The sequence below is a fragment of the Agromyces sp. G08B096 genome, assembly GCF_040267705.1.
Lineage (GTDB): Bacteria > Actinomycetota > Actinomycetes > Actinomycetales > Microbacteriaceae > Agromyces.
In genome coordinates this window covers 3,154,670-3,169,267 of record NZ_CP158374.1, presented here as the reverse complement: position 1 = coordinate 3,169,267, position 14,598 = coordinate 3,154,670, and the positions used below count along the sequence as shown (strand labels likewise).

Below are 14,598 nucleotides of genomic sequence, written 5' to 3'. Positions count from 1 at the left end.
CGAACGTGCCTACACTTGGGGCATGGTCAGGCTCGCCATCCCCTTGGTGGTCGCGGCCGTGGTCTTCATGATCTACGCCGTCGTGGACTGCGCGCTGTTCGATCGGTCGCGCATCCGCGGCCTCCCTCGCGGGTGGTGGATCGTGGTCATCCTCCTCGTGCCGGTCATCGGCGCCGCGCTGTGGTTCATCATCGGTCGCGGTCGGGCCCGCGGCGCGGCCCGTGGCGTGCCGCGCGGCGGACAGGTCGCGCCCGACGACGACACCGAGTTCCTCCGCCGGCTCGAGCGCGACGCCGAGCAGGAGGAGCGCATCCGCCGGCTGGAGCAGGAGCTCGCCGACCTCGACTCGGAGCCGGGCGATGCCGGCACCGATGCCGAGGGCCGAGGCGCCGACGGCCCCGGCGCACCGCACGAGCACAAGCGGCCCGACGCGCCAGACCCCGGGGACTCCGGTTCGACCGGCCGGCCGAATGGCTGAGCCCGGTCACGAGCGCCCCTCCCGCGAGTCGCCCGCCGCCGAGTTCGCGCTCGCGCTGCTCGCGGAGTTCGTCGCACTCGGCGTGACCGACCTGGTCGTCGCGCCGGGCTCGCGGTCCCAAGCCCTCGCGCTCGCCGCGGCCGAGCTCGAGCGTGCCGGCCTCGTGCGCCTGCACGTACGCATCGATGAGCGGGGCGCGGGGTTTCTCGCGCTCGGGCTCGCCGTCGAGACGGGTCGCCCGGCGGTCGTCATCACCACGTCGGGCACGGCCGTCGCGAACCTCCACCCGGCGGTGCTCGAAGCCCACCACTCGGGCGTGCCGCTCATCGCCGTCACGGCCGACCGTCCGGCGGAGCTCCGGGGCATCCGCTCGAACCAGACCACCATGCAGCCCGGCATCTTCGCGGGGGCCGTGCGGTACGAGCGGGATGTCACCGCGCCGAGCGGCGCGGCCGATGAACGCGACGCCGCGCGCCGGCTCGCCCGGCGCGCGGTCGACGCCTCCCAGGGCGTCGACGACCGCGGCGCGGCCATCGCCCATCCCGGGCCGGGCCCCGTGCACCTGAACCTGCAGCTCGTCGAACCGTTGTCGGCCGCGGTCGCCGTCGATCGGGCGGCCGTCGAGGCGCGCCGCGCGACGCTCGCCGAGCAGCGCCCGGGCCCCGACGCCGCCGGCGCCGCCGCCGTGATCACCGCCGGGCCGAGGACCCTCGTCATCGCGGGCGCCGGGGCCGGACCCGAGGCCGAGGCGTTCGCCCGCGCCGGCGGCTGGCCGCTCGCGGCCGAGGTGACGAGCGGCGCGCACTTCGGGCCGAACCTCGTCGTGGCCTACCGAGAGCTCATCCAGGAGCCCGGGTTCGGCGATCAGGTCGAGCGGGTCGTCGTGTTCGGGCATCCCACGCTGTCGCGCGAGGTGCCGTCGCTCGTGCAGCGCGATGGCGTCGAGGCGATCGCGGTCGCGCCGTCGGGCATCGAGTGGTTCAACCCCGGCCACCGCGTGCGCCGGTTCGAGCGCGCGGTGCGCGCCGAACCGCACGAGCAGACCGCCGAGGAGCGCGCCTGGACCGGACGCTGGGTCCACGCGAGCCGCGCGATCCTCGCCGCGGGCGAGGCGGCCGATCCGGGCACCACGGTTGCCTCGCGCGGCGACGCGCCCGTGCTGAGCGGTGTCGACGAGACCGGCCATGTCTCCGACTTCGCCGCGCAGCGGGCCTACCTCAAGGCGCAGCTCGCGCGGGTCCGCGAGCCCGTCACCCGCCGCATGCTCGTCGAGGCGGTGTGGGCGGCCACGTGGCCGCACGATCGGCTCGTGTTCGGGGCATCCCGGCTCATCCGCGACGCCGACCGCGTCGTCGCCGGCCGGCGCATCGCGGCGCACGCCAACCGCGGCCTCGCGGGCATCGACGGCACGGTCGCGACCGCGCTCGGCATCGCCATCGCCAGCCAGCGCGAGCCCGACGCGAAGCCCGGCACGACGCGCGCCCTCATCGGAGACCTCACCCTCCTGCACGATGTCGGCTCGCTGCTGCTCGGCGACGGCGAGCACCGCCCGCGGATCCAGCTCATCGTCGGCAACGACGGCGGCGGCACGATCTTCGACTCGCTCGAGGTCGCGGCATCCGCGCCGGCGGAGGCGTTCGACCGGGTGCAGTTCACGCCGCAGCACGTCGACCTCGCGGCCCTCGCGACGGCGTACGGATGGACGTACGCGCGGGCGACGACGCGCGGCGAGCTCGAGGCGGTGCTCGGCACGGCGGTGGCTGCGCCGACCCTCCTCGAGGTGCCGCTCGCGCGGTAGCCGCTCGGTCGACCCGTCGACACGGCGAGCCCCGGCCGGGCAGGATAGGGCTCGGCGCGTGGCCGATCCGATCCGAACCCGAACCCGAACCGGTTGAGCCGAGCAGCGCCAGCCAGTCGAGGGGAGTCGAGATGAGCCGTGAGCCGTTCTGGACCGAGGACCCGGCGCCGTTGCTGCGGGTCGGGCCCGGCTTCCGACTCGCGGAGGCGCCGAGCGACGCGCATCCGGGGTTCGACGGCGACAAGGCCGCCGGGCACCGGGCGCTCGCCGAGGGCGCGAAGCTGCTCGCCGACCTGCAAGAACGTCTCTTCGCCAACAGCCGCATGGGCGACGAACGACGGATCCTGCTCGTGCTCCAGGCCATGGACACCGCGGGCAAAGGCGGCATCGTCAAGCACGTCATGGGCTCGGTCGATCCGCAGGGCGTCCAGCTCGCTGCGTTCAAGAAGCCGACCGACGAGGAGCTCGCGCACGACTTCCTCTGGCGGATCAGGAAGCGGCTCCCCGAGGCCGGCATGATCGGCGTCTTCGACCGCTCGCACTACGAGGACGTGCTCATCGGGCGGGTGCGTGAGCTCGCACCGCCGGAGGAGATCGAGCGCCGCTACGACGCCATCAACGAGTTCGAGTCCGAGGTCGCGGCGACGGGCACCACGATCATCAAGGTCATGCTGCACCTCTCGCGCGAGGAGCAGGGCAGACGCCTGCTCGAACGCCTCGAACGGCCAGACAAGCACTGGAAGTTCAACCCAGGCGACCTCGACGAGCGCGAACGGTGGGAGGGGTACGCGGAGGCCTACCAGGTCGCCTTCGACCGCACCTCGACGGCGGATGCCCCGTGGTACGTCGTCCCCGCCGACCGGAAGTGGTACGCCCGACTCGCGGTCCAGCACCTGCTCATCGACGCGCTCGAGGCCATGCAGCTGGAGTGGCCGGCGGCCGACTACGACGTGGCGGAACAGAAGGCGCGGCTGCTCGCGAGCTGACCGGCCTCAGCCGCCGAACGCCTCGACGATCGGCCGGAACTTCATGTCGGTCTCCGCGAGCTCGTCGGCGGGCACCGAATCGTGGACGATGCCGCAGCCCGCATATGCGGTGACCGTTCCGTCGCCGTCGACCTGGGCGCAGCGGAGCGCGATGGCCCACTCGCCGTCGCCGTCGCCGTCGATCCAGCCCACGGGGCCGGCGTAGCGGCCGCGATCGAACCCCTCGAGCTCGGCGAGCGTCGCGATCGCCACCCGCCGCGGCGTGCCCGCCACCGCGGCCGTCGGATGCACCGCACGGACGAGGTCGAGCGAGCTCGAGCCGTCGCCCAGCGTGCCCTTGAGGTCGGTCGCCAGATGCCACAGGTTGGGCAGCTGCAGCGTGAACGGCTCGGGGCTCGCATCGAGCCTGGCGGTGTGCGGGGCGAGTCGTTTCACGGCGCTCGCGACCGCGAGGGCGTGCTCGGCGAGGTCCTTCGGCGAGCTCGCGAGCGTCAGGGCGCGTTCGCGGTCGGAGGCCTCGCCCGCCCCGCGGGACGCCGTGCCTGCGAGCACGCGGGCCGACACCTGGCCGTGGTCGACGCGGACGAGGGTTTCGGGGCTGGCGCCGATGAGCCCGTCGACGGCGAAGACCCAGGTGTCTGGGTAGTCCTCGGCGAGGCGGGAGATGGTCGCGCGCAGGCCGTCCTCCTCGTCGAGCCGTCCGACGAGCTGGCGTGCGAGCACCACCTTCTCGAGGTCGCCGGCGTCGATCCGCCGGACCGCCTCGGCCACGGCGGACTCGTATGCCGCCGGCGGCACGCTCCCGGGCGCGAACGTCACGCGCGGGACCTTGCGCTTCGGAGCCGGCTCGGGGATGACGGCCTCGTCCGGGACGACGCCCGCGCCGGCCGTCGCCTCGGGGTCGCCCGTTGCGAGGCCGATGCGCGTCACCCAGGCTCGGCCGTCGCGGCGTCCGAGGACGAGCTCGGGCACGATGAGCGTGCTCGTCGCGGCCGAGTCGTCGGCGAAGGCGAACGCGCCGAAGGCGACGAGGCCGGTGCCGGGCAGGCCCACGCGGTCGTCGACCTCGGCCCGGGAGGCGAGCTCGGTCCACGCCGCTGCGGCGTCCTCCACGCGGGTGCGGCCGTTCGACTCGATCCGCAGCACCTCGCCGAGCCCCACGATGCCCTCGCCGCGACGCAACCACACGAGGGGGTTGCGCGGGTCGGTGCGGGGGATGAGCGGCTCGGTCTCGTCGACGGGGAAGGTGCGCACGACGAGCCGCGGCTCGGCGGCGCCCGGCGCCGTGGCATCCGTGTGGTTCACCGGATCAGCCTACGTCGGGGGAGCGGGCCGCTGCCCGCGACGCCCGCTCCGCTCGCGTCGCCGCGACCCGGCGCTCAGGCGTCGACGACGTCGACGCCGTGCCAGAACGCCACGTGCCCGGCGATCTCGGCCGCGGCGGGCGACGGCTCGGGGTAGAACCACGCGGCATTCGGGTTGCGCTTGCCGTCGACCTCGACGTGGAAGTACGACGCCGTGCCCTTCCAGTGGCAGACGGAGCGGTTCTCGCTCGGCGCGAAGTAGCGCTCGTCGATCGCCTCGCGGGGGAAGTAGTGGTTGCCCTCGACCACGACCGTGGCGTCGGAGTCGGTGATGACGGCGCCGTTCCAGATGGCCTGCATGTGTTCCTCTCGATGGGCGTGCGCACACCACGCGGCGTGCGCGACGCCCGGCGTGGGCCGAGCGTCACTGAGAGAGAACGAGGCGCACGGGCGGGGCATTCCCGCCCGCCGTAGACTCGGAGGATGACCCGCGCAGACCTCGGCAAAGACCCCTCGCAGGTGTCCGCGATGTTCGACCGCGTCGCCGCTGGGTACGACCGCACGAACACCGTGCTCTCCGTCGGCAACGCACCCCTCTGGCGCGTCGCCACGACGCGCGCGGTCGACCCGAAGCGCGGCGAGAAGATCCTGGATGTCGCGGCCGGCACGGGCACCTCGAGCGCGAGCCTCGCCAAGTCGGGCGCCTCGGTCGTCGCCGCCGATTTCTCGCCCGGAATGATCGAGGTCGGGCGGCGCCGCCAGGCGCACGTGCCGAACCTCGTCTTCGTCGAGGCCGACGCCACCGCGCTGCCGTTCGGCGACGACGAGTTCGACGCCGTCACCATCTCCTTCGGCCTGCGCAACGTCAACGAGCCGAAGCTCGCCCTCGCGGAGTTCCTTCGGGTGACGAGGCCCGGCGGCCGCCTCGTCATCTGCGAGTTCTCGCACCCGCCGGTCGGGCTCGTGCGTGCTGGCTACGGGTTCTACCAGCGGTACGTCATGCCGCCGCTCGTGCGGCTCTCGAGCTCCAACGACACCGCCTACGACTACCTCAACGAGTCGATCAACGCCTGGCCCGACCAGCGCACCCTCGCGGGCTGGCTCCGCGAGGCGGGCTGGCGCGACGTGCAGTGGCGCAACCTCACCCTCGGCGTGGTCGCGCTGCATCGCGCCAGAAAGCCCAGCTGACCAGCGGACGGCACGCGGCAACCGCTCAGCGACCGCCCCGGTAGGCTGGGGATCGTGAAACCGAGCCTCCCGGTCGCGCGTCGCGGCTCCTCGCTCGCCGCCAACCTCGGGCTGAGCGAGCGCGTCTTCGCCTCCGCGGCCGATCGGGCCATGGCCAGGGCGATCGACGACGGGCTCGACCGCGTCGAGGCGGGTCTCGTGCGCGAGGTCAGCTACGCCGATCCGATCGCCGGCACGTCCGCGAGGTACCTGCTCGACGCCGGCGGCAAGCGCGTGCGGCCCATGCTGACCCTCCTCACCGCGCAGCTCGGCGACGGTGTGACCGACGACGTCGTCACCGCCGCCGAGGCGATCGAGATCACCCACCTCGCGAGCCTGTACCACGACGACGTCATGGACGAGTCCGAGCGCCGCCGCGGCGTCCCGAGCGCGCAGACCGTGTGGGGCAACTCGGTGGCCATCCTCACCGGCGACCTGCTGTTCGCCCGCGCGAGCCAGCTCATGGCGCGGCTCGGCGAGCGGGCCATCCGCATGCAGGCCGACACGTTCGAGCGGCTCGTGCTCGGGCAGCTGCACGAGACCGTGGGGCCGCAGGGCCACGAAGACCCCATCGCGCACTACATCCAGGTGCTCGCCGACAAGACCGGCTCGCTCATCGCCGCCGCCGCCCAGTCGGGCATCATCTTCTCCAACGCCGACCCCGCGTACCAGGCGCCCATCGTGGCGTTCGGCGAGAAGATCGGCGTCGCGTTCCAGCTCATCGACGACGTCATCGACCTCTCGCCGAGCCCCGCGGCCACCGGCAAGGTGCCGGGCACCGACCTGCGCGCCGGCGTCGTCACGCTGCCGCTGCTGCGGCTGCGCGAACTGGCGAAGACGGATGCCTCCTCCGCCGCCCTGCTCGCGCGCATCGAGCGCGACGTCATGCCGCCCGACCCAGCGGCCGCCGCCGACGCGTTCGACACCAACACCCAGGCATCCCGCATCGTGCCCTCGGCGCAGACGGTCGACGCGATCGTCGCGGAGCTCCGCGATCATGAGGCGACCCGCGCCACCCTCGACGAGGCGCACCGCTGGGCCCGCGACGCGGTCGATGCGCTCGCGCCGCTGCCCGAGGGCCCCGTGAAGAAGGCGCTCACGCGCTTCGCCGACACCATCGTCGAACGATCCAACTAGGAGAGACCGAACCCGTGACGAGGAACAAGCTGCGCCTGGCCATCATCGGCGCCGGACCCGCCGGCATCTACGCCGCCGACATCCTGCTCAAGGCGGAACGGAACTTCGACGTCTCGATCGACCTGTTCGACCACCTCCCGGCTCCCTACGGCCTCGTGCGGTACGGCGTGGCGCCCGACCACCCGCGCATCAAGGGCATCATCACCGCGCTCCGCGAGGTGCTCGACCGGGGTGACATCCGCATCTTCGGCAACGTGCGCTTCGGCGAGGACCTCACCCTCGACGACCTCAAGCGCCACTACAACGCCGTGATCTTCGCCACGGGCGCCGTGCGCGACGCCTCGCTCAACATCCCGGGGATCGAGCTCGAGGGCTCCTACGGCGCCGCTGAGTTCGTCAGCTGGTTCGACGGCCACCCCGACTTCCCGCGCACCTGGCCGCTCGACGCGAAAGAGGTCGCCGTCATCGGCAACGGCAACGTGGCCCTCGACGTCTCGCGCATCCTCGCCAAGCACGTCGAAGACCTCATGCCCACCGAGATCCCTGCGAACGTCGCCGAGGGCCTGGCCGCCTCGCCCGTCACCGACGTGCACGTGTTCGGCCGCCGAGGCCCGACCTCGGTGAAGTTCACGCCGCTCGAGCTGCGCGAGCTCGGCGAGCTCCGCGACGTCGACATGATCGTCTACGACGAGGACTTCGACTACGACGACGCGGCTCGCGCCGCCGTGGCCGGCAACAAGCAGGTGTTCGTCATCGACAAGGTGCTGCAGCAGTGGCGTCAGCGCGAGGTCGGCCAGGCGTCGCGCCGTCTGCACCTGCACTTCTTCGCCAAGCCGCTCGAGCTCGTCGACGACGGCACCGGCCGCGTGGGCGCGATCCGGTGGGAGCGCACCGCACCCGACGGCGAGGGCGGCGTGGTCGGCACCGGCGAGATCCGTGAGCTGCCCGTGCAGGCCGTGTACCGGGCCGTCGGGTACTTCGGCTCCCCGCTGCCCGGGATCCCGTTCGACAAGAAGTTCGGCGTCATCCCGAACCACGAGGGCCAGGTGCTGATCCGCGACAAGGAGACCGGGGAGGCGCGTCAGATGTACGGCGTGTACGCCACCGGCTGGATCAAGCGCGGCCCCGTCGGCCTCATCGGGCACACGAAGTCCGACGCGATGGAGACGATCAAGCACGTCATCAACGACCTCGGCAACTGGTGGAACCCCGAGTCACCGTCGGAGGAGTCGGTCGTCGAGATGCTCGAGGCCCGAGGCATCCGCTGGACCGACCTCGACGGCTGGCACCGGCTCGACGAGCACGAGATGGCGCTCGGCGAGGCCGAGGGGCGCGCCCGCATCAAGGTCGTACCGCGCGAGGACATGGTCGACATCTCGCGCGGCGAGCTCTAGCGGGCGGTCGCCGGGCGACCGCCCCGAGCTCCCGGCCACCCGCGTGTGCACGACGCGGAAGGCACCGCCGGCGCGGGCGCTAGGGTGCCTGCATGCCCCTCGCGACGTCGATCAGCGTGCTGATCGCCGCCGTGCTCGGGGGTGCACTGGGCTGGTGGCCGCTCGCATCGTGGGCTGCGCGCAGCATGCACGGCGATCGGATGCCGCTGGCGACCATCCGGCTCGTCTCGGCGGCGACGACCGCGGTCGTCTGGGGTGTGGTCGTCTGGCGGGTCGGCCTCGAGCCGGTGCTGCCGGCGGTGCTGGCGTTCACGGCCGCGTCGACGGTGCTCGCGATCGTCGACCTCGCCGAGCAGCGCCTGCCGAACCGGGTCATCGTGCCGACGCTCGCCGTTGTCGCCGCACTGCTCGCTGGCGCCTCGGCCGTGACGGGAGCCTGGCTGCCGCTCGTCTGGGCGCTCCTCGGCGGAGCCGCCATGTTCGCCGCCTACCTGCTGCTCGCGCTCGTCTCGCCCGCTTCGATGGGCATGGGCGACGTCAAGCTCGCGGGCGTGATCGGCATGCTCCTCGGCTGGTTCGGGCTGAACGCGTGGCTCATCGGTCTGGCCGGCGCGTTCGTCATCGGCGGAGCGATCGCGATCATCGCCCTCGCGCTGGGGCGCGTCACGCTGCGCGGTTCGATTCCGTTCGGCCCGTCGATGCTCGCCGGGGCGCTGGTCGCGGTGCTGCTCGTGGGGTAGCGCGACACGATGGTTCGCCGGTGCCCCGTGCCAGCATGGTGGTCGGGCGCGGGTGACGTGCAGGGAGGACCGCGATGGAGTCGGACCGATGGGACAGCGACGTCGTGCGCGCGATGCAGGGCCGGAGCAACTTCAGCATCGTGTTCTCCGAGAGCCAGACGGCGGCCAGCCTGTGGGACTACGGCGAGGACCGGCTCGCCGATCGTGCGCTGACGATGACGGTCGACGAGCTCCGTGCGATCAGGCGGATCGCCGCGACGTACCACGCCGCCTCCTACCCGCTGCCGATCGAGGGGCGGCGGATCACGCTCAATCACGTGGTGGCCTTCGCGGCCGTGGCGTTCTTCGAGGGACGGCTGCGCCCGCTCGCGCAGACGCGCCGGCGCCCGCAGAAGGCTCGTCCGGAGCGATTCACGCCGGTTCCGCCAGCGTTCGAGCCGCCCGAGTCGCCGTCACTGCCCGAGCCCGCCGAGCCGTGACGGTTGCCGCGGCTGCGACTCGGCGGCCGCGCCCCTCACTAGGCTGGCTCGCACGACGAGGGGAGGCGCCGTGACCGAGCCGGCCGTGCCGCGGAACTGGCAGCCCGATGTGCTCGGCGACCGCTTCGAGCAGTTGACGCTGCCGCTCGGCACCGACGACGAGGGCGAGGTCGTCGCGACCCTCGTCCGGTTCCGCCCGCCGTTCCGCCTGCGCTTCGCCCCAGGCGCCGCGGCCGGGACCGACGTGCTCTACGTCCACGGCTGGAGCGACTACTTCTTCAACCCCGAGCTCGCGGAGTACTGGGGCCGGCTCGGCGCGCGCTTCTTCGCCCTCGACCTGCGCAAGTACGGTCGCAGCATCCGACCCGGCCAGACCCGCGGCTACATCACGGACCTCGCCGATTACGACGCCGACATCGAGGCCGCGCTGATCGCCATGGGGCAGGGCGACGGCGACGATCGGGATGCCTCCTCCCGGCGCCCGCTCATCCTGATGGGCCACTCGACCGGCGGGCTGACCCTGTCGCTCTGGGCGGCCCGTCATCCGGGCCGGGCCGATGCACTGGTGCTCAACAGCCCATGGCTGGAGTTCCAGCTCAGCCGCGTCGGCCGTGAGGCGCTCGCACCCGTGATCGGCTGGGGGGCCCGGCTCAACCCGCAGGGGCCGCTGCCGAACGTCGATCTGGGCTTCTACACGCGCTCGGTCGCGAAGGAGCTGGGCGGGGAGTGGGAGTACGACCACGACTGGCGGCCCGACCGGGGGTTCACGACGCATCCGGCCTGGCTCACCGCGATCCTCGCCGGGCACGCGACGGTCGCGGCGGGCATCGACGTGGGTGCCCCGGTGCTCACGCTGCTGTCGGCCCGCTCGACCATTCAGCCGCAGTGGAGCGAGGAGATGCGCTCGAGCGACATCGTGCTCGTGGTCGACGAGATCGCCGAACGGTCGCTGCGGCTCGGGGCGGAGGCATCCGTCTCCCGCATCGACGGGGCGCTGCACGACGTGCTGCTCTCCCGACCCCCGGTCCGTGCCGCCGCGTATCGCGCGATCACGCGGTGGCTCGGCGGCTACGCGCCGCACTGAGCAGCCGTCGACGGGGACCGGCGTCAGGCGAGCCCGGCCTCCCGGGCGATGACCGCGAGCTGCATGCGGCTCGACGCGCCGAGCTTGGCGAGGATCCGTGAGACGTGCGTCTTCGCGGTCGGCTCGCTGATCGCCAGCTCGGCGGCGAGCTCGGCGTTCGACAGGCCGCGCCCGAGCGCCTGCAGCACCTCGCGTTCCCGCGGCGTGAGGTCGTCGAGTCCGGGCGGCGGCGGCGCCTCGCGGGGGCCGGCGAACTCGGCGAGCACCCGGCGGGTGACCTCGGGAGCGAGCACGCCCTCGCCGCGCGCGACCGCCAGCACGGCCGTGCGGAGCTGGTCGGCCGTGGACGATTTCAGGAGGAACCCGGCGGCTCCGGCGCGGACGGCGCCGAACACGTAGTCGTCGAGGTCGAAGGTGGTGAGCACGAGCACCTGCGAGAGGCCGTCGGCCACGATCGCGCGTGTCGCCTCGATGCCGTCGACGCCCGGCATGCGGACGTCCATGAGCACCACGTCGGGCCGCAGCGCGCGAGCGTTCCTGACCGCCGCCGCGCCGTCCCCCGCCTCGCCGACGATCTCGAGGCCGTCGCCGTCGAGCATGGCCCGGAGTCCCGCACGGATCGCGGCGTGGTCGTCGGCCACGAGCACCCTGATGCTCATCCGTCCTCCCTCGGCAGGCGGGCCGTCACGACCCAGTCGTCGCCCTGTGGCCCGGCGCTGAGCGACCCGCCGACGCCCTCGGCGCGCTCGCGCATCATGGGCACCCCGTGACCGGTCCCGGGTGCGCGGGCCGGGGTGCCGCCCGTCGACCTGACGACGATCGTGTGCACGCCGGGCCCGGCGTCGAAGTGCAGCTCGACCCGTCCGCCGGTGTGGTGCTTGCCCGCGTTGCGGAGGCTCTCGACGAGGATGCGGGCGGCCGCCTGGTCGGCGGCGGTGGGCAGATCGGGCGGGGTGCCGGTGACGGTCACGGGCAAACCGGACGCGGCGATGAGGTCGTCGAGCTCGGCCAGTCGGGGCGGCGCCGCGCGCGACTCGTCGCCGGTGCGCAGCAGCACGATCATCGAGCGCATCTGGTCGAGCCCGGCGACGCTGGCCTCGCGGACCGCGGCGAGGGCGGCCCGATCGCGCGCCGTGTCGGGCGAGCGCGACAGCGACGCCTCGGAGTGGATCGCGATGGCCGAGAGGTTGCCCGCGATGACGTCGTGCAGGTCCTGCGCCATGCGCGCGCGCTCGGCGCGGATCGCGCGCTCCCGTTCGTGCGCGGAGAGCCGCATCGCATCGTCGGCGCGGGCGGCCTCGCTTGCGGCGAGCTCGCGGCTGCGCCGCACCGCCGCACCCCACCAGTACGGCGTGGTGAGGATCGCGAACGACTGCAGGACGAGCAGGACGACGAGTTGAGCGGGCAGGCCGACGGCGACCGGGATCACGGCGCTCGCCGCGACGGCGGCGACGATGAGCCAGAGGAGCACGGTCCGGGCGCGCGGCGAGCCCCAGTATGCGGCCGAGTAGATGAGGTCGAAGAAGACCAGCAGCATCCCGATGGTGCCGCCCATCGCGAGGTCGACGGCGAAGAGCACCGTGCCGGCGGAGAGCGCGATGATCGGATGCCGCCGCCGCAGGAGCATGACGCCGAAGGCGACCGCGAGCAGCGCGTACCGCCAGGCGTCGGGCGTCGCCGCGGGATCGGCCCAGGCGGCCGACATCCACAGCGGCGGCAGGTCGAGGGCGACGAGGATCGCGCCCGCGCCGACCGTCGCGACGGCGGAGTACAGCTCGGGATGCCGGCGGTACGCCGTCGTCGCACGCTCGACGAGCCGGCGGGCGGGGTGCATACCCTCATCCCAGCACAGCCCGCCGCGGGGCGGGTCATCCGAAGGATGCAGCGTCGGCACGTCGTTCGCCCGATGCGTGCCTGCCCGCGGGCGCGCACGATCGGAGCATGACCCCCGAACTCGCCCTGACGCTCGCCGCGCTCGCGCTCGTCGACAGCCTGAGCATCGGCACCCTGCTCATCCCGCTGTTCTTCCTCATCGCGCCGGGACGAGTGCGCGCCGGGCGGATGCTCGCCTACCTCGGCACGATCGCCGGGTTCTACTTCCTCCTCGGCATCGGGCTCACGGCCGGCGCCGGTGCGATCATCGAGGGCGCCGCGGCCGCCCTGGAGACGCCGGCCGCCCGCTGGGTGCAGCTCGTGGTCGGCGCCGTGCTCCTCGTGTGGAGCTTCTTCATCGGTCGCGACCGGCAGGCGGGGGAGCGGGGGTCGGATGCCGCCGGCGAGGCCGCACCGCCCGTGGCTTCCACGGCTCGCACCGGGCGGCTGACCCGCTGGCGCGCGCGCCTGCTCGACGACGGCCCCGCGGGTGCCGTCGTCGTGGTCGCGCTCGGTGCCGGACTCATCGAGGCGGCGACGATGCTGCCCTACCTCGGAGCGGTCGGGCTCATCACCGGTGCAGGGCTCCCGGCCTCCGAGTGGATCTGGGTGCTCGCCGCGTACTGCCTGGTGATGATCGCGCCCGCGCTCCTGCTGCTCCTCGTCCGCGTCGCGGCTCGGCCGCTCGTGGAGCCCGCGCTCCGCCGGTTCGCGGACTGGCTGCAGCGCACGTCGGGCGAGACGACGGCGTGGATCGTCGGAATCGTCGGGTTCCTCGTGCTGCGCGATGCGGCGACGACGCTCGGCCTGCTCGAGTTCACGCTCGGCGACGGCTGACGGGCCGGGGCGGCCACGGCCGCCACCGAACGCCCCGCGATCAGCCGCGGAACGGCCCCCGCAGCACCGCCCACTGGAGCAGCATGATCGTCTTCGCGTCGACGATGTCGCGGCCGATGCGGTCGAGTGCGTCGTCGAGGTCGAGCTCGAGCACCTCGATGTCCTCGCCCTCGTCAGCCAGTCCGGCCCTGGCGCCCGCCGCGACGTCGCCGCGCAGGTACGGCGCGGCGAAGAAGTGGAGGCGCTCGGTGACCGACCCCGGGCTCATGTACACGTCGAAGACGTGCTCGACCTCGCCCACTCGGAGCCCCGTCTCCTCCTCGGCCTCGCGCCGGATCGCCGTCTCGGGATCGTCGGCGTCGAGGAGACCTGCGGCGGTCTCGATGAGGAGGCCGTCGGGGTGCTCGTTCACGTAGGCGGGGAAGCGGAACTGCCGGGTGAGGACGACGGTGCGGGCGTCGACGTCGTAGAGCAGGATGGTCGCACCGTCGCCGCGGTCGTACGTCTCCCGCTCCTCGGTCGTCCAGCGGCCGTCGGCGTGACGGTAATCGAACGTCGTGGCGCGGGTGACGTACCAGTTCGACGTCAGCACGCGCACGTCGCGCACGATCACGTCGGGGTTGCGATCAAGGTCGCGGCCCACCTGATCGAGCCCCGTGCGTCCGCGCCGGTCGGGCACGTCGACCCCGGGTTGCGGCATCCGCTCGCCCGTACCCACCGAACTCACCCGGCGGCTCAGCGGAAGTTCACGAACTGGAGGTCGACGTCGAGGTCGGCCGCCTTCAGCAGCCGGATCGTCTCCTGCAGGTCGTCGCGGCTCTTCGAGGAGACGCGCAGCTCGTCGCCCTGGATCTGGCTCTTCACGGTCTTCGGCGCCTCGTCGCGGATGATCTTGCCGATCTTCTTCGCGTGCTCCTGGTCGATGCCGTTCTTCAGCCCGACCTCGATGCGGAACTCCTTGCCCGACGGGTACGGCTCGCCCGCGTCGAGCGACTTCAGCGAGATGCCGCGCTTGATGAACTTCGACTGCACGACGTCGAGCACGGCCTTGACGCGCTCCTCCGAGCTCGCCTTCAGCAGGATCTTCTCGCCGCTCCACTCGACCGACGCGCCGACGCCCTTGAAGTCGTAGCGCTGCTCGATCTCCTTGCGGGCCTGGTTGACGGCGTTGTCGGCCTCCATCTTGTCGACCTTGCTCACGATGTCGAACGTCGAATCTGCCATGCCCGCCAGTCTAGCGAGCGCGATTCCGCAGGTCAGGG

General features: G+C 72.9%; 16 protein-coding genes. 10 read left to right on the top strand and 6 right to left on the bottom strand.

All coding sequences use genetic code 11. From position 1 onward, the window contains the following. Positions 1-22: 22 nt before the first annotated feature. The 3 genes from ABIQ69_RS15150 (at position 23) to ABIQ69_RS15140 (ending at position 3,262) form a co-directional block, all read left to right on the top strand. Positions 23-478 (top strand): PLD nuclease N-terminal domain-containing protein, encoded by a 456-nt coding sequence (locus ABIQ69_RS15150; RefSeq protein WP_350347959.1) that lies wholly within the window; start codon positions 23-25, stop codon positions 476-478. Then, positions 471-2,276: a 2-succinyl-5-enolpyruvyl-6-hydroxy-3-cyclohexene-1-carboxylic-acid synthase gene (gene menD, locus ABIQ69_RS15145; RefSeq protein WP_350347958.1), complete on the top strand. Its 1,806-nt coding sequence runs from the start codon at positions 471-473 to the stop codon at positions 2,274-2,276. The genes ABIQ69_RS15150 and menD overlap by 8 nt, the downstream gene beginning before the upstream one ends. Before the next feature lie 131 nt (positions 2,277-2,407). After that, positions 2,408-3,262 (top strand): polyphosphate kinase 2 family protein, encoded by an 855-nt coding sequence (locus tag ABIQ69_RS15140; RefSeq protein WP_350347957.1) that lies wholly within the window; start codon positions 2,408-2,410, stop codon positions 3,260-3,262. Positions 3,263-3,268: 6 nt separating this feature from the next. Here the strand turns inward: ABIQ69_RS15140 and ABIQ69_RS15135 are convergent, their stop codons facing one another. Both ABIQ69_RS15135 and ABIQ69_RS15130 read right to left on the bottom strand, forming a co-directional pair. Continuing rightward, on the bottom strand, positions 3,269-4,567 hold the full coding sequence (locus ABIQ69_RS15135; protein ID WP_350347956.1) for a chorismate-binding protein: 1,299 nt from the start codon (positions 4,565-4,567) through the stop codon (positions 3,269-3,271). 74 nt (positions 4,568-4,641) lie between these two features. Then, the gene (locus ABIQ69_RS15130; protein ID WP_350347955.1) at positions 4,642-4,926 is read right to left on the bottom strand and encodes a DUF427 domain-containing protein; all 285 of its coding nucleotides are present in this window, start codon (positions 4,924-4,926) and stop codon (positions 4,642-4,644) included. 123 nt (positions 4,927-5,049) lie between these two features. Here ABIQ69_RS15130 and ABIQ69_RS15125 point away from each other — a divergent pair, with 123 nt between their 5' ends. From ABIQ69_RS15125 to ABIQ69_RS15100, 6 genes are all read left to right on the top strand, one after another. Beyond that, positions 5,050-5,754: a class I SAM-dependent methyltransferase gene (locus ABIQ69_RS15125; protein WP_350347954.1), complete on the top strand. Its 705-nt coding sequence runs from the start codon at positions 5,050-5,052 to the stop codon at positions 5,752-5,754. 54 nt (positions 5,755-5,808) lie between these two features. Continuing rightward, positions 5,809-6,930: a polyprenyl synthetase family protein gene (locus tag ABIQ69_RS15120; RefSeq protein WP_350347953.1), complete on the top strand. Its 1,122-nt coding sequence runs from the start codon at positions 5,809-5,811 to the stop codon at positions 6,928-6,930. Between the two features lie 14 nt (positions 6,931-6,944). Continuing rightward, complete coding sequence (locus ABIQ69_RS15115; RefSeq protein ID WP_350347952.1) at positions 6,945-8,324, top strand: FAD-dependent oxidoreductase; 1,380 nt, start codon at positions 6,945-6,947, stop codon at positions 8,322-8,324. 92 nt (positions 8,325-8,416) lie between these two features. Further along, the gene (locus tag ABIQ69_RS15110; RefSeq protein ID WP_350347951.1) at positions 8,417-9,064 is read left to right on the top strand and encodes an A24 family peptidase; all 648 of its coding nucleotides are present in this window, start codon (positions 8,417-8,419) and stop codon (positions 9,062-9,064) included. Positions 9,065-9,138: 74 nt separating this feature from the next. Continuing rightward, entirely contained in the window at positions 9,139-9,543 is a 405-nt protein-coding gene (locus ABIQ69_RS15105; protein WP_350347950.1) for a hypothetical protein, read from the top strand. 70 nt (positions 9,544-9,613) lie between these two features. Continuing rightward, a complete protein-coding gene (locus ABIQ69_RS15100) occupies positions 9,614-10,627 on the top strand; it encodes an alpha/beta hydrolase (protein WP_350347949.1) in 1,014 nt (337 codons plus the stop codon). 23 nt (positions 10,628-10,650) lie between these two features. Here ABIQ69_RS15100 and ABIQ69_RS15095 read toward each other — a convergent pair whose 3' ends face one another. Then, positions 10,651-11,286: a response regulator transcription factor gene (locus ABIQ69_RS15095; RefSeq protein ID WP_350347948.1), complete on the bottom strand. Its 636-nt coding sequence runs from the start codon at positions 11,284-11,286 to the stop codon at positions 10,651-10,653. Continuing rightward, on the bottom strand, positions 11,283-12,461 hold the full coding sequence (locus tag ABIQ69_RS15090) for a histidine kinase (protein WP_350347947.1): 1,179 nt from the start codon (positions 12,459-12,461) through the stop codon (positions 11,283-11,285). The genes ABIQ69_RS15095 and ABIQ69_RS15090 overlap by 4 nt, the downstream gene beginning before the upstream one ends. 107 nt (positions 12,462-12,568) lie before the next feature. Here ABIQ69_RS15090 and ABIQ69_RS15085 point away from each other — a divergent pair, with 107 nt between their 5' ends. Further along, complete coding sequence (locus ABIQ69_RS15085; RefSeq protein ID WP_350347946.1) at positions 12,569-13,336, top strand: GAP family protein; 768 nt, start codon at positions 12,569-12,571, stop codon at positions 13,334-13,336. A 40-nt stretch (positions 13,337-13,376) separates the two neighbouring features. On the opposite strand, the gene ABIQ69_RS15080 is transcribed toward ABIQ69_RS15085, so the two are convergent. Then, positions 13,377-14,036: an NUDIX domain-containing protein gene (locus tag ABIQ69_RS15080; RefSeq protein WP_350347945.1), complete on the bottom strand. Its 660-nt coding sequence runs from the start codon at positions 14,034-14,036 to the stop codon at positions 13,377-13,379. Between the two features lie 35 nt (positions 14,037-14,071). After that, positions 14,072-14,560 carry a YajQ family cyclic di-GMP-binding protein gene (locus ABIQ69_RS15075; RefSeq protein ID WP_350347944.1) on the bottom strand — a complete coding sequence of 163 codons (489 nt, stop codon included), beginning with the start codon at positions 14,558-14,560 and terminating at the stop codon, positions 14,072-14,074. Between the last annotated feature and the right edge of the window lie 38 nt (positions 14,561-14,598).